The sequence below is a fragment of the Brevibacillus sp. MCWH genome (assembly GCF_013096935.1).
Taxonomy (GTDB): domain Bacteria; phylum Bacillota; class Bacilli; order Brevibacillales; family Brevibacillaceae; genus Brevibacillus; species Brevibacillus aydinogluensis.
The window spans coordinates 233,928-247,817 of sequence record NZ_SDLF01000001.1 but is presented as its reverse complement, the minus strand read 5'-3'; the positions used below and the strand labels follow the sequence as shown (position 1 = coordinate 247,817).

Here is a 13,890-nt window from a genome sequence, read left to right as displayed (position 1 = left end):
ACGATCTTATTGCTGATGCGCGAAGTGTTCCAGTTTTGTCTTGATGCTGCCGTCGTACAGACGGTCGCCGATCTTGATGACGATGCCGCCCAGAATGGACGGGTCCACGACGGTTTGCACGCGCAGCTTCTTGTTCAGCTTTTGTCCGAGCTTTTCCGCCAGCTCCGCCTGTTCTTCGTCACTGAGCGGCTTGGCACTGGTCACGGTCGCTTCGGCGATGCCGCGGGCTTCGTTGGCCATCCGCACAAAGGAGCGGTAGACCTCCAACAGTTGTCCCTCGCGTCCGTTGTCGATCAGGACATTGAGGAAGTTGTGCGTTTCTTCGCTCACATGGCGTTTGAACAGGTCGTCGGCCAGGGATTTTTTCGCCGCACGCGCGATGTGCGGGTGGAGCAGAATCTTGCTCAGATCGGCGTTCTGTTCAATCGCTTCCACGACCGCTTTCAGATCCGCTTCAATCTGGTCGAGCTTCCCACGCTCGCTGGCTACTTCAAACAACGCGCGAGCGTAGCGCTTGCTTACCGCGCCGCTCATAGGCGATCTCCCACTTGAGCGAGGAATTTGTCAATCGTCGCTTTTTGCGTCGCTTCATCCAGTTCTTTCTCGATGATCTTGGATGCGAGCAGTACGGACAGACCGGTCATTTGGTCGCGCAGTTCTGCCTTCGCTTTCTCCACTTCACGCGCCAGTTCCGCGCTTGCGTCCGCTTTCATGCGTTCAGCAGCAGCTTGGGCGTCAGCCACGATTTTGGCTGCTTCATCGGACGCTTGCTTCGTCGCGCGGTCGATGATCGATTTGGCTTCGAGGCGAGCTTCGTCCAGCACGCGGCGCTGTTCGGCCAGCAGTGCTTCCGCTTCTTTGCGGCTGCGCTCAGCCGTGGTGATTTCGTTTTCAATATGCTGACGACGCTTTTCCATCACTGCCACGATCGGGCCCATGGCAAACTTGCGAACCGCCAGCAGCAGCAGCAGGAATACGATAGCTTGGGTTAAAAGCGAGCCCCATTCGAGGGCTACGGCACCAAAGTCGAGCATTCGTTTCACTCCTTCCTTGCACACAGGAGAATGTATCTCTACGGGTACAGCCGTTTGTTTCCGCAAGAATAACGTGGCATCGCCGCGCACCAGGCGAGGCAAGCCACTATGTTACGCACAAGATGTGCGAGTGTCGGCGGTGCGCCGTACGGGACGCCACACTCAGCCGACACCGGTGTCAATGGAAACGTGTACACCGTCCACTGACCAAAATAGAGGCGAAGGTCAAGCCCCCGCCTATCGTTTCGATTGTTCGCTCGCTTACAGACGACCGAAGAGGATGAAACCAATCGCAACCGCGATAATCGGAACCGCCTCGACGAGACCGAGACCGAGGAACATCAGACCCATCAGGCTACCGCGTGCTTCCGGTTGGCGAGCGACGCCTTCAATTGTACGAGAAATTACCAGGGAGTTGCCGATCGCTGCACCCAGAGCAGCCAGACCAAATACGATACCGATTGCAAGAGCCAAACCTTCCATTGTAAAAATACCTCCTTAGTGTTGTGAAAAATAAACATCTACTGCGAATTAATGTTGGTCATTCACTTGTTGGGAAATGTATACCATCGCCAGCGTGGTGAAGATAAAGGCTTGGACCGAGCCGACGAATACGGAGTAGCCCAGCCACAGGAACAGCGGAATGCTGCCGAAGATCCCCACGCCAAGCAGGAACGCAATGAGAACCTCGCCCGCGAAGATGTTACCGAATAGACGCAACGGAAGCGTCAGCGGCTTGATGATGAACTCTTCGAGGATGTGAATCGGGTTCAGAAACGTGTGCTTGAGCCAGCCGCCAAAGCTTTTCTTCATCCCCAGGTAGTGGGCGTACAGAAGAACCACCAATGCCAGCGCAAAGGTTACGCTCGGAGTGGCGGTCGGCGATTTCCACCAGCCGATGGAGGCGCCGTGGCCGTGAGGATCGTTGATCTCCTCTTCCAGCTTCGCCAGCTTTTCCTTTTTGGCTTCTTCCGTCGTAGCGACCGTCAGCATGTCTTTGACGGTATCGCTCACATACTGGTTCTTCTCAGGATTGTTGTGAATCGCCGTGTTCACGTTGAACAGAAGGCCCAACTGGTTCCCGATGAAGATGTAGAGGAACAGCGTCAGCGCCAGCGAGACAAAACCGGCTGCCTTTTTCGGCTCGATGTAGCTTTTGGTGATACCGGTGACGAAGTCGACAATCCACTCCATCACGTTTTGCCTGCCTCCGGGAACGCCAGAGGTGAGGTTGCGGGTCATCCCGATGCAGAAGAACAGCACAATCAAGGCTGTTACCACAATCGCAATGATGGTCGAGATGTCAAATACCATACCCAACCATTTGAATCGCAAAGAGTAATGCATGTAATTCACCCCTTTCTTCCGTGCGAATCTGTTGCACCAACAAAGTCAGATCGAAAAAAATGCTTGTCAATCCAATCTATTTGAAGGAGCGATAAACAAAAAAGAAGCCTAGAACTTGAAAGAGGAAAAGGCCGATCAGCACGCCGGAAAGCACAAACAGATGGGGAAAGCGGATTGTCATAAAGACGGCAAATCCGGCCACGAGAAGGCGCTGCAGCATGCCAGTTCCTTTCGGCCGCACATTCGGATCGACAGCCATCTGGCCGATCCGCCAGGTTTTGCTGACCAGCAGCGTGCCGCTGAGGACACTCCCGCCCATACCGAGCAGGAGGCTTTGCAAAAACAATCGATGCTGAGGCAACAGGGCCCAGAGTATCACAACCAGGGCCATACAAACAAAAGCATAGCGGAAAGCCGCTCGCATAGCCGAAGTAAACGTATGCATGTTCAATCTCCCTACAGGTAACCGCGGACTATGCGGTAGACACTGTACACGCCTATACCCAATCCGGCGAGCAATCCGATCATCATAAACCACGGTTTGGTGGCGAGCAGGTTGTCGACGTACCTGCCCAGATAGACGCCTGCGATAACGCAGACGGCCAGATCGACACCGATCAGGCTGACCAGCGTGATGGCCCGCCACGGATTATCAATTTTCGGCACTGGACCGCCCCCTTTCATACACAAGGAGAGGGCAGGTGTCAAGTGCCCCTTTGCCCTCATCCATATTAACGAAGATTTATTCCCTTTGTCAACGTGCGGTTTATTCTGTACACAAAGCGTTCACATTTGAAAATGGCGAACCATTTCTTACAAAAACCGACAAGTTGTACGTCTCCTTGCGCATGAAACTGAAGCCTGTCCGCTTACAGTTTCTCGACGACTGTGGCCACTCCTTGTCCGCCTCCGATGCACAGCGTCGCCAATCCATATTTTACCCCTGAACGCTTGTGCAATTCGTGAATCAGCGTGACCAGCACGCGCGCTCCGCTGGCGCCGATCGGGTGTCCGAGGGCGATTGCACCGCCGTTTACGTTCAGTTTGTCGCGCGGGATGCCCAGCGCCTTTCCGACTGCCAGCGACTGGACGGCGAACGCCTCGTTGGCCTCGATCAAATCGATCTCGTCCAGTGAGAGACCTGCCTTTTTCAGCACCCGCTGCGTCGCCGGTACTGGTCCGATGCCCATGATGCCCGGGTTGACACCGGCGCTGGCGTTGGCGACGATCCGGGCCAGCGGCTTGACACCCAGCTCGGCCGCCTTTTCGCCGGACATGACCAACAGGGCGGCCGCTCCGTCGTTGATACCCGACGCGTTGCCCGCGGTCACCGTTCCGTCCTTTTTGAATGCCGGCCGCAGCTTGCCGAGCGATTCCACCGTCACGCCGGCGCGAGGAAATTCATCCACCTCAAACAGGACCGGGTCTCCCTTTTTCTGCGGAATCGGCACGGGCACGATCTCGTCGCGAAAACGCCCCTCTGCCAGGGCGCGCTGCGCCTTTTCCTGACTCCAGGCGGCAAATTCATCCTGCTCTTCCCGGCTAATCCCGTACTCGACACAAAGATTTTCCGCCGTGATGCCCATGTGATAATCGTTGAACGCACACCACAAGCCGTCGCGGATCATCGAGTCGACGACTTTCTGGTCGCCCATGCGGTAGCCGTTGCGGGCCCCTTCCAGCAGGTAGGGTGCCTGGCTCATGTTCTCCATGCCACCGGCCAGCACCACGTCTGCATCGCCGCAGAGAATCGCCTGGGTGGCCAGGTGAAGCGCTTTCAATCCTGAGCCGCATACCTTGTTGATCGTCATTGACGGCGTCTCCTGCGGCAGTCCTGCGCGGATCGCCGCCTGGCGCGCCGGATTTTGTCCCAGTCCAGCCTGCAGCACGTTGCCCATGATTACTTCGTCCACTGCTTCCTTCGCAACGCCTGCCCGCTGCAAAGCCGCCTCCAGCACGACAGCTCCCAACTGCGGCGCGCTGACACCGGACAGCGAGCCCTGAAAACTGCCGATGGCCGTGCGCACTGCGCTGACAATCACTACCTCTTTCTGACTCATCTGGATCACTCCTTGGAAAACAGCATGAAGGTCTTCATCATACAATTCCCTTTTTTCGCAAAATATCCTGCCGGTTGGGACCAACCGATTTTTCCCTTCCCTCCTGCCGTTCGGCCGCCACATAGACAAGTTCGTACGTGACGGGAATGCCCTCCGCTCCGCCAAAACGGCTCCGGTACGCCTCCATCATTTCCGTCAGCAACCGCCGCTGCCCCAACCCGGCGCTGTCCGACGCCGGACCGGTGCTGGCGCCGATTCCCTTGACCGCGTGCAAAAACGAACGCACGTCCGGATAGTGGAGCCGCACCTCCCGGGTACGTATCCGCACGCCGGCAAAACCGGCCCGATCCAGCATCGCCCGCCATTCGTCCGGCGTGCAAAATGACAGCCCGTGCCGCTGCGGCTCCCGCCGGAGGTTGCGGTAGGCCGATGAAAACGAGTCGTGCAGTTCCCAAAACGTCCGCGGCCCAAAGGTGGCAAATAGCAGCGAGCCACCCGGCCGCAGCAGCCGGTACAGTCCCTCCGCCGTCCTCTCCGGCTGCCGCAGCCATTGAAAACAGGCGCTGGAGACGATCAGATCGGCCCACTGCTCCGCCTGCTTCCAGATCCACTCCTCGACGTCGGCCAGCACAAACCGGCACGTCCGCCCGGTCGGGCCAAGGCGCCGCCGCGCCGCTTCCAGCATGCCCGGCGCGATGTCCAGCGCCAGGTACTCCGCACTGCCGCAGCGATCGCGGAGCAGGCTGGTCAAACCGCCCGTACCGCAGCCTACTTCCACCACCCGGCGAACCTCGTTCGTCAGCGGCATCTCAGCCTCCAGCGCTGCCGCCAGTTCCGCCGCCATCTCCCGCTGCACCAGGGCGTACCGGTCATAGGTGTCAGCCTTTTCACTGAACCGTCTGCTGACTGCTGCTTTCCACACTGTGTTCCACCATCCTTTTGATTGCGTCCGCTACAGCATTACAATGGACGAGCGGCAGCGCGTGACCTCCCCCGACGATTGCCTCCAGCCGGGCCGCCGGTATGCTCGCGGCCAATTCCTCCCCTGCCGAAAACGGGCAGATCCCGTCGGCCGTCCCGTGAATCACCAGCGTCGGGCAGGTGATGCTTCCGAGATGCGGACGGAGGTCTTCCTCCCGCATGTAAGACAATCCGGCCGCGAGTGCCGACAGGGGCCATGCGTCGCATACAGAGACGGACGAATCGGCCTGCTGCCGCTCCTCTGCCGTAAACATCGATTGCCAAAACGTCCGCATCACGCCCGTCCGATCCGCGTACAGCGCCCGCTCCATCCGCCGCACCTGCGCGTCCAGCCAGCCGAGCCGCCGCTCCTCGCGGGGACGCACAAACCGGGCCATCGTGCCGATCAAGACCAGCCCTGCGGCCAACCCCTCAGCTGCCAGCCGCTGTGCCAGCATCCCGCCCAGCGACCAGCCGACCGCGATCAGCGGCAGGGAAGCAGTCGATAATGCCGCCTGACGGGCGATCTCGTAAAACGCTTCAGGCTGGTCCGCCACGGACAGGTCAGGGACGGTGTGCGCACACTCCGGAAACTGGCTCTGCATGCTGCACCACACCTCGTCGGACATCCCCCACCCGTTCAACCACAGCATCGCCGCCTTCATCCCGTCTCCACCTCCCCTGCTCCCGCCGCCAACTGCATCTGCCGAATAACCTCCTCCAATTCCTCACGCGTATGCGTCGCCATCAGAGAAAAACGAATGCGGGCAGTGCCTTCCGGTACGGTCGGGGGGCGGATGGCGACGGCGGCGATCCCCCGCTCCTCCAGACGTTGACTCAACCGGAGCGCCTGCCTGTTGTCGCCGACGATCCACGGGATGATCGGCGAGTCGCCCTCTCCGATCGCAAAACCGCACGCCCGCAGCCGCCGGCGAAACCAGGCGCTGTTTTCCCTGAGCCGGGTGCGGCGCCAGCCTTCCTCCTGCACCACTTCCAGCGCTTTGCGGACGGCAGCCACCACCATCGGCGGCAGCGCGGTGGAGTAGATCAGCGGGCGCGTCTTCGTGACCAGGTAGTCAATCAGCACGCGGTCGGCGCAGACGTAGGCGCCGTACACGCCAAACGCCTTGCTGAAGGTGCCCATGATCACATCCACCTGCTCGTGCAGTCCCAGTTCGTGACACAGCCCCTGCCCCCTGCTGCCTCTCACGCCGCCGGCATGCGCCTCGTCCACCATCAGCATCGCGCCGCAGCGCGCTTTGAGCTCCACCAGTTCACTTAGCGGCGCCGCATCTCCGTCCATGGAAAAGACGGCATCGGTGACGATCAGGGCGCGGCGGTGTCCGGCGTGCTTTTTCAACAGGTGCTCCAGGTGTTCCGGATCGTTGTGGCGGTAGCGGTAGTGGCGGGCGCGGCTGAGAATGATGCCGTCGACAATGCTGGCGTGGTTCAGCCGGTCGCTGAACACGGCGTCCGCCCGCCCGACCAGCGCGGCGATTACCCCCAGATTGGCCATGTAGCCGTTGGCGAAGACCAGCGCCGCTTCCCGCTGCTTCCATTCGGCCAGACGTTCTTCCAGATCGGCATACCAGCGGTGATTGCCGCAAATCAACCGGGAGGCGGCTGCTCCCGCTCCCCATTGTTCCGCCGCCTGACGGGCAGCATCGGCGATCCGGGGATCGCCCGCCAGGCCCAGATAGTCGTTGGAGGAGAGGTTAAACAGCCTCCTGCCGCCAACTGTCAGCCATTTGCCCCCTTCCTCGCCGCGGTCGTCCACAATGCGCAGGCACCTGTGCAGGGACTGCTGCCGGAGCGCGTCCAGCTCCGCTTCCATCCAGTCGCAATAGACGGTTCCGTTCATCCGCCTCACTCCTGCAGCGCGCAGCGCTCAATCTCGAAGCCGAGATCTTCTATCATCTGATGGTCGGTCGCAACCTCCTGGCCGGGCGTGGTCAGGTAATCGCCGACGAAAATGGAGTTGGCCGCGTACAGGGCCAGCGGCTGCAGGGTCCGCAGGTTGACCTCGCGCCCGCCTGCGACGCGGATTTCCTTGGTCGGACAGACAAACCGGAACAGCGCCAGCACTTTGAGCGCACGCAGGGCCGGCGTCCGCCCGTATCCTTCCAGCGGTGTGCCGGGAATCGCGTTGAGGAAATTGACCGGGATGGAATCGGCGTCCAGTTCGCGCAGCGCATACGCCATCTCGACGACCTCCTCATCGCTTTCTCCCATGCCGATGATCACCCCGGAGCAGGGGGACATCCCCGACTGCTTCACGGTTTCCACCGTTTCCACGCGCTGATCGTAGGTATGGGTCGACGTGATGTTGCTGTAGTTGGCGCGGCTGGTATTCAGGTTGTGGTTGTAGCGGTGGACGCCCGCCTCCGCCAGCCGGGCCGCTTGCTCCTCACTCAACAGGCCGAGACACGCACAGATTTTCAGCGGCATGGTGGCGCGAATCTCCCTGACCGCCTCGATCACCTGCTCCAGCTCCTTGTCCGTGGGGCCCCGTCCGGAGGCGACGATGCAGTAGGTGCCGGCCTTGCGGTTCAGCGCCTCACGCGCTCCTGCCAGGAGGGTCTCCTTGTTCAACAGCGTGTACTTTTGGATCGGCGCGCTGGAGACGATCGACTGCGAACAGTAGCCGCAGTCTTCGGGACACAGCCCGCTCTTGGCGTTGATGATCATGTTCAGCTTTACCTTTTTCCCGTAGTAGCGCTTTCGAACGCGAAAAGCGGCGTGCATGAGCGGCAGGATGTCGTCGTCGTCCGCCCGCAGCACGGACAGCGCCTCCTCCCGCGTCAGTCCCTCCCCGGCCAGCGCTTTTTCCGCGTAATCCTCCCAGTTTACGGCCGTCACCATTCGATTCATCGGCAATCCTCTCCTTTTTGCAGCATGCTTTTTACCACCCAGCCGCGGATGCGCTCCAGATCGGCATGGCGGCGTATCGCTTCGATCACACCGGCACGGGTCATGTTCCCTTCCAACCAGGGTATCTGCCCGAGCACGGGCACATTGCCGAAACGTTCAATCATCGCCGCGTTGCTTTCCACGCTTTGGTCGCCATTGTCCGCACGGCTGCCGTTCAGGATGACCCCCGCTACCGTGATGCCCCGCTGCCTGGCGTACTCCACCGACAGCAGGGTGTGGTTGATCGTCCCCAGACCGGCGCGCCCCACGAGCAGCAGCGGCATGCCGAGGCGGGCGGCCAGATCAATCATCAGCTCGCTTGCGGTCAAGGGAACCGCCAATCCGCCCGCTCCTTCCACCAGCAGCGCATCGTGCCGGCGCTTGAGCGGCCGGCCGGACGCGATGATCGTCTCCAGGGAAAGGCTGACGCCCTCCGCCTCGGCGGCAAGCAGCGGGGTCATCGGCGCGGCAAAGGAAAACGGGGCGATCTCCTCGCAGGCGTCGGCTACACCCGAAAGCGTGCGCAGGCGGTACGAATCCCGCTCTTCTTCCGTTTCTCCCCCCGATTGGACCGGCTTCCAGACCCCCAGATTCAGGCCGTCCTCGCGCAGGGCAGCGGCCAGTCCGCCCGTCACGACTGTTTTCCCCACCCCGGTGTCGGTGCCGGCGACGAACAAGCCGGCGAAGCACTCGTCTCCCATCTGTGTCACGCTCCTTTGACCGCGGCTGACGCGGTTACGTCCTCGATCGCTTCCGCCAGAATGCCCACCATCTCCGCCAGTTCGTCCTCCGTGCTGACCAGCGGCGGAATCAGCACGACGACGTTGCCCAGCGGCCGGGTCAGCAGCCCGTTTTCCCGCGCCCGTCGGCAGACGCGGACGCCGATCCGCTCATCCCAGTGATACGGCTCTTTGGTCTGCTTGTCCCGCACCAGTTCAATGCCGACCATAAAGCCTTTTTGCCGCACCTCTCCCACGTGGTCAAAATCGGCCAGCGGCGCCAGCAGCTTCGCCAGACGGCGCGATTTTTCCGCCACTCCCTCGACGATCCGCCGCTCTTTAAGCAGACGCAAGTTGGCCAGGGCGACGGCGCAGCCGAGCGGATTGCCGGTGTAGGAATGACCGTGGAAAAACGTCTTCTGCTCCTCGTAGTCGGCGTAAAAGGCGTCGTATACCCGGTCCGTTGTCAGCGTCGCGGCTACCGGCAAATAGCCGCCGGTAATCCCTTTCGCCACCGCCATGATGTCCGGCGTCACGCCTTCGTGCTCGCAGGCGAACATCTTGCCGGTGCGGCCAAAACCGGTAGCCACTTCGTCGGCGATCAGCAGCACGTCATACGCCCGGGCCATATCGGCTATCTGCTTCAGGCAGCCGTCGGGCATGATGATCATCCCGCCCGCCCCCTGGACGATCGGCTCCACGATCAGCGCGGCGATCTCGTCCGCCTTCTCAATAAGCAGCCGCTCCAGACTGGCAAGCGTCTCTTCGACGGCGGACCGCTCTCCCTCGTGACGATATGGATAGGGGTACGGGATCGTATACGAGGAAAAGAGCAGCGGCCGGTACACCTCGTGGTACAGCGGAATCGCCCCGACGCTGACGGCGCCGATCGTATCCCCGTGGTAGGCGTTGTTCATGGTAATAAAGGAACGCTTGCCGGTGACGCCAATGTTCTGCCAGTACTGAAACGCCATTTTCAAGGCGATCTCCACGGCGGTCGCTCCGCTGTCGGAGTAGAACACCTTGGTCAAGCCGTCGGGCGCAATGCCGACAAGCTGCTCCGCCAGCAGAATGGACGGTACATTGGCCATGCCCAGCAGGGTGGAGTGCGCCACCTGCTCCAACTGCTCGACAATCGCCCGGTTCAGCTCCGGCACGTTGTGGCCGTGAACGTTCAGCCAGACGGACGAAAACCCGTCGTAATAGGCCTTGCCGTTTACGTCAATCAGCTTGATCCCCTCGCCCCGCGCGATGATCAGCGGATCTTCCGCCACGTAGTCCTTCATTTGCGTGAAGGGATGCCAGAGGTACTGTTTGTTTTTTCGTGCCAATTCTTCGTAGGTATGTGGATGTGACAACCGGGTCCCCTCCTTCGGCACAATATTTGGAAAGCAATTTGTCAACCAAAATTGTATTTTAGTTAACAAATTTCTGCAAAGGATTTTTGAAGACCCGGCCAAAAACAGAACAAAAGACCGAGTCTTCCCTCGGGAAGAACTCGGTCTTTCGTCGACATTCCGATCAATTATTTTTTCTGCAAAATCCGGTACAGCGCCACGACGCAAACTGCACGGGTGGTCGCCTTGTTCGGCTCATACCTGCTGCCGATCGGGTCGATCAGCCCCAGCCCGACGATGTTGGTAATCGACGAGGCAGCCCAGGCGGGCCATGCCTGCTTGTCGGTGATCGCCTTGGACGTCGTCCCCTTTTGTTTCAGCACGCGGTCGAGGATCACAGCCGCTTCCGCCCGGGTCACCGGTTGATCAGGACGGAAGGTATTGTCCGGATACCCTTTGACCAGCCCTTTGGAGACCGCCACCTGCACCGCCCCTTGTGCGTACGCCGGGATTTTGTCCTTGAAGCCAAGCTTCGGCGAGGACGGCAGCTCCCATTCGAACGTCCGAGCCAGCAGTGTGACATACTGGGCGCGGGTCAGCGGGACTTCGGGGCCAAACGTGGTTTCCGTCAATCCCTTCACCAGGCCCCTTTGTGCCATGTAGGTGATTTCCGCCTTGGCCGGGTGGTTGGCGATGTCCGTGAAGGCGACGCCGCCGCCGTCCATGTAGTACGGGATGTACGTGCCGTAGGCGTTCACTTCGTACACCCACTGCCCCTTTGCATTGACGGCGCCAGGGATCTGGTCAAACGTCTTGTTTGCCTCGTTTACGTACAGCAGGCCCACGCCTTTGCCAGGCAGCCACTGTTTCGGCGTCAGCGTCAACGTCACCGGCGACGTGGAGATTTGGTCCTCTTGACCTTCCTTCAGAGCGCCCGGCTTGATGGTAAACGAGTAGTCGGCCGGCACGTAACCGGGGAGCTGCTGCTGCACGATCGAATTGACCTTGATCGAAGCCGACTGCAGGAAAGACGCCGTGCGCACGAACGAATAGCCGAGGTCCAGTTCAGCGCCCAGGGAAAGGGTGCCCGGCGTCTCCGGCACGATGTCTCTGCCGGTCGGCTGATTGCCGGCCGTGCTCGGCAGGAGCAGGGAGACCTCGTCAAAGTACAGCGTTCCTTGGTCGTGACGGTTGCCGTCATCGGGGCGATCGACGACGTAGATGCTCTTCAGCTTCAGCGGGTAAGCTGCGTTGGCCGGGAAGTACCCCTTGACCTGCTTCCATCCGCTCCAGTCGATTGACTGGGCCAAATCGACGTAGACGGTCTTGCCGTTGGCGTCGATGACCTCTGCACGCAGCCAGTGCTTGCTGTTGTCTCCATACACCCACAGACCCAGGCCGATCGGTTTGCCCGGTATGGTCACCGGCTGGGATGCAACGCGGCCGTAGGCGATGCGCAGGTCGGTCGCCGGCGCACCGGAGAAGTTGTAGAGCAGCTTGGCTGCCTTGCGGGTGCGGAAGACCGGATCGGATACCGCGGTAAACGATCCGCTGTTGTTGATCGAAGCCGGTACGGCCGCATGGTGCATGCCTGTTTGATTGTCAAAGGTAAGCCACGGCTGTTCAAACTGCCCGACGACGAACGGCACACTGGTGGTGACGCCATCGTAGGTTACGGTCAGCGTCCCGCTGCCCGGTTCCTGTCCCGCGACGAGCTGCAGCTTGTCGTTGACCGTCGCCGCTGCCGAATTGACGCTGGTCTGGACGCTGAGCGGGGTCGCCTGGATCAGCTGTCCCTTTTTCGTCTTGATCTTCACGTCCAGGGTAAGCGTCTGTCCGGGCGCGATGGTGATCGGATTGGGCGAGACGACGATCTGCTGCACCTCGCTGCCGGAAATGACGTGCACCGCACTGCTCGAGGCCACGCTGCCCACACGCGCCGTAACCGATACCTGTCCCGAACGGGTCGGGGTGAAGTACTGTCCGTTAAACGTGCCCGCGTCCCCGGCCTCCCAGACGATGGTGGACGGGTTGACTGCGTACGGCTGGTAGTGCGAGTCGTACGCCTTGGTCGTAAACTCCGCCGTTTGACCGATCAGCATCTCTGTCGGGCCGAAGATCCGGAAACCTGCCAGTTCTCCCGGCGGCGCCGTGTTGTACACGGCCAGTCCGGTCGGAACCCGCCGTTCCGCGCCGTCTTTTGGCTGGTTGGCCAGGCTGGCGTGCGTTTCGCCCAACATGCGCACGGCCATCGTGGTCGAACCGCCGCCATCGAAGTTCACCGCCCGCCAGGACCCCAGTTCGGCCATGATTGTGGCCAATTCATCCAGATAGACGCCTTTGCTCGCGTCCACGGTCACCATGTACAGCGTCTTGCCGTCGCGGGAGACGCCGACAGCGGTGCGGGCGTTGATCGAGAGAATCGATTTGTCGGCCGGGAACGAGGACAGCGCTTTGCCCTGATCGACCAGCAGCACGTTTCCGCCCACCGCCTGCACCCAGTCCTGATTGAGCGGCGTCGTCTGGTACTCGACAGTCGCCCTTGACCCCACCGGGAAGTTTTGCTTCAGGAAGTTGGCAGCCGCGCCGTGTCCCCACAGCACGTAGCCGTTGTACGGTATGTAAAAGCCGGGTTGGTTGATGCGCACTTCCTTGGCCACGTTGTCCACAAACAGCACTTCGACGACGTCCTTGTAGCCGGCAATCGCTCCGAGACTGGTCTTGCCGAATGCCGGCGTATACAGGTTCAACTGGTTCTCGTGACTTTTCCGTCCTTCGCTGGGATTGTATTCTTCCTTGTTGAGTCCCTGCAGCGGAAACGAATTGCCGTTTTGTGCCGTCACTTTTCCGGTAAAACCGAACTTTTCGATAGCCGCGTTTTTGTCGCTGGTAATCCCCAGACTGTACCAGTAGGAGATGTGCCCCATCGACGAGATCAACTGCTTGTCCTTCATGACGATGCCAAACGGCGCCCCCCGTTTGGTCATGTTGAAAAAGTCGGCGTTGATGGCGGCAACAGCACCGGTCTCCCGAGCCATCTGGGTAACCGTCTGCCGCTCGGTCAGCTTGCCGTTGGTGCCGTAGACCGGCTTGACCTCCACGTAGGGATTGTTCAGGTCCACCTTGGTCACCATGATGGTGATCTGCTGACCTCCGAACGACTTCGTGTATTTCTGCAACATAGTCCCTTCCCCGATCGGGGTCTCCCACATCATCTGCAAGGGGCTTGTTTCCGCTCTCGCCTGCGCCGCTTGGACCGCAACCGGCGCAAACGGAACAAAAGCTCCCCACGCTACCGCAGCAGCCGTGAGAAGCGAGACAACCTTCCGCCCTCTCATGTTGGTAACTCCTCTCCTATATCTCTTGTTTCATACTGTCTCAGCAACATAATAGACGCACGAGCAAGGTGATAGTTTCATCGTTTGGGGCACTTTCTTTGCTGGAAATACCGACCATCGGGGACCGTTTGCACCGCCGTTTTGCTGGCAGCAAAAAGGAGGCGTTTGACCAACGCCTCCTCGTT

The 13,890-nt window shown here is 60.3% G+C and carries 14 protein-coding genes; all 14 read right to left on the bottom strand.

What is annotated here, in order from left to right:
* Window positions 1-6: 6 nt before the first annotated feature.
* Complete coding sequence (locus ETC00_RS01110; protein ID WP_171564099.1) at window positions 7-534, bottom strand: F0F1 ATP synthase subunit delta; 528 nt, start codon at window positions 532-534, stop codon at window positions 7-9.
* Window positions 531-1,034 (bottom strand): F0F1 ATP synthase subunit B, encoded by a 504-nt coding sequence (atpF, locus tag ETC00_RS01105; RefSeq protein ID WP_171564097.1) that lies wholly within the window; start codon window positions 1,032-1,034, stop codon window positions 531-533. The genes ETC00_RS01110 and atpF overlap by 4 nt, the downstream gene beginning before the upstream one ends.
* A 261-nt stretch (window positions 1,035-1,295) precedes the next feature.
* A complete protein-coding gene (gene atpE, locus ETC00_RS01100) occupies window positions 1,296-1,517 on the bottom strand; it encodes a F0F1 ATP synthase subunit C (RefSeq protein ID WP_015893623.1) in 222 nt (73 codons plus the stop codon).
* A 48-nt stretch (window positions 1,518-1,565) separates the two neighbouring features.
* A complete protein-coding gene (atpB, locus tag ETC00_RS01095) occupies window positions 1,566-2,381 on the bottom strand; it encodes a F0F1 ATP synthase subunit A (protein ID WP_171564096.1) in 816 nt (271 codons plus the stop codon).
* Window positions 2,382-2,457: 76 nt separating this feature from the next.
* The gene (locus ETC00_RS01090; protein ID WP_171564094.1) at window positions 2,458-2,826 is read right to left on the bottom strand and encodes an ATP synthase subunit I; all 369 of its coding nucleotides are present in this window, start codon (window positions 2,824-2,826) and stop codon (window positions 2,458-2,460) included.
* Between the two features lie 11 nt (window positions 2,827-2,837).
* The gene (locus ETC00_RS01085; RefSeq protein ID WP_230077507.1) at window positions 2,838-3,047 is read right to left on the bottom strand and encodes an AtpZ/AtpI family protein; all 210 of its coding nucleotides are present in this window, start codon (window positions 3,045-3,047) and stop codon (window positions 2,838-2,840) included.
* 203 nt (window positions 3,048-3,250) lie between these two features.
* Complete coding sequence (locus ETC00_RS01080; RefSeq protein ID WP_171564093.1) at window positions 3,251-4,441, bottom strand: acetyl-CoA C-acetyltransferase; 1,191 nt, start codon at window positions 4,439-4,441, stop codon at window positions 3,251-3,253.
* A 37-nt stretch (window positions 4,442-4,478) separates the two neighbouring features.
* Entirely contained in the window at window positions 4,479-5,363 is an 885-nt protein-coding gene (bioC, locus tag ETC00_RS01075; protein ID WP_171564091.1) for a malonyl-ACP O-methyltransferase BioC, read from the bottom strand.
* On the bottom strand, window positions 5,329-6,066 hold the full coding sequence (locus tag ETC00_RS01070) for an alpha/beta fold hydrolase (RefSeq protein ID WP_171564089.1): 738 nt from the start codon (window positions 6,064-6,066) through the stop codon (window positions 5,329-5,331). The genes bioC and ETC00_RS01070 overlap by 35 nt, the downstream gene beginning before the upstream one ends.
* The gene (gene bioF, locus ETC00_RS01065; protein WP_171564087.1) at window positions 6,063-7,262 is read right to left on the bottom strand and encodes an 8-amino-7-oxononanoate synthase; all 1,200 of its coding nucleotides are present in this window, start codon (window positions 7,260-7,262) and stop codon (window positions 6,063-6,065) included. The genes ETC00_RS01070 and bioF overlap by 4 nt, the downstream gene beginning before the upstream one ends.
* 5 nt (window positions 7,263-7,267) lie before the next feature.
* Window positions 7,268-8,272 (bottom strand): biotin synthase BioB, encoded by a 1,005-nt coding sequence (gene bioB / locus ETC00_RS01060; RefSeq protein WP_171564086.1) that lies wholly within the window; start codon window positions 8,270-8,272, stop codon window positions 7,268-7,270.
* Window positions 8,269-9,012, bottom strand: coding sequence for a dethiobiotin synthase (gene bioD / locus ETC00_RS01055; protein ID WP_171564085.1), 744 nt, complete (start codon window positions 9,010-9,012; stop codon window positions 8,269-8,271). Before bioD ends, bioB begins: the two co-directional genes overlap by 4 nt.
* A 5-nt stretch (window positions 9,013-9,017) precedes the next feature.
* The gene (gene bioA, locus ETC00_RS01050) at window positions 9,018-10,409 is read right to left on the bottom strand and encodes an adenosylmethionine--8-amino-7-oxononanoate transaminase (protein WP_371808861.1); all 1,392 of its coding nucleotides are present in this window, start codon (window positions 10,407-10,409) and stop codon (window positions 9,018-9,020) included.
* A 146-nt stretch (window positions 10,410-10,555) separates the two neighbouring features.
* A complete protein-coding gene (locus ETC00_RS01045; protein WP_171564083.1) occupies window positions 10,556-13,705 on the bottom strand; it encodes a phosphodiester glycosidase family protein in 3,150 nt (1,049 codons plus the stop codon).
* Window positions 13,706-13,890: the final 185 nt, after the last annotated feature.

What these genes read in the sequence shown, in the direction of transcription:
- ETC00_RS01090 (WP_171564094.1), bottom strand. Translation starts at nt 2,826, where the DNA reads ATGCATACGTTTACTTCGGCTATGCGAGCGGCTTTCCGCTATGCTTTT.
- atpB (WP_171564096.1), bottom strand. Translation starts at nt 2,381, where the DNA reads ATGCATTACTCTTTGCGATTCAAATGGTTGGGTATGGTATTTGACATC.
- bioF (WP_171564087.1), bottom strand. Translation starts at nt 7,262, where the DNA reads ATGAACGGAACCGTCTATTGCGACTGGATGGAAGCGGAGCTGGACGCG.
- ETC00_RS01045 (WP_171564083.1), bottom strand. Translation starts at nt 13,705, where the DNA reads ATGAGAGGGCGGAAGGTTGTCTCGCTTCTCACGGCTGCTGCGGTAGCG.
- ETC00_RS01110 (WP_171564099.1), bottom strand. Translation starts at nt 534, where the DNA reads ATGAGCGGCGCGGTAAGCAAGCGCTACGCTCGCGCGTTGTTTGAAGTA.
- atpF (WP_171564097.1), bottom strand. Translation starts at nt 1,034, where the DNA reads ATGCTCGACTTTGGTGCCGTAGCCCTCGAATGGGGCTCGCTTTTAACC.
- ETC00_RS01070 (WP_171564089.1), bottom strand. Translation starts at nt 6,066, where the DNA reads ATGAAGGCGGCGATGCTGTGGTTGAACGGGTGGGGGATGTCCGACGAG.
- ETC00_RS01080 (WP_171564093.1), bottom strand. Translation starts at nt 4,441, where the DNA reads ATGAGTCAGAAAGAGGTAGTGATTGTCAGCGCAGTGCGCACGGCCATC.
- bioD (WP_171564085.1), bottom strand. Translation starts at nt 9,012, where the DNA reads ATGGGAGACGAGTGCTTCGCCGGCTTGTTCGTCGCCGGCACCGACACC.
- atpE (WP_015893623.1), bottom strand. Translation starts at nt 1,517, where the DNA reads ATGGAAGGTTTGGCTCTTGCAATCGGTATCGTATTTGGTCTGGCTGCT.
- bioB (WP_171564086.1), bottom strand. Translation starts at nt 8,272, where the DNA reads ATGAATCGAATGGTGACGGCCGTAAACTGGGAGGATTACGCGGAAAAA.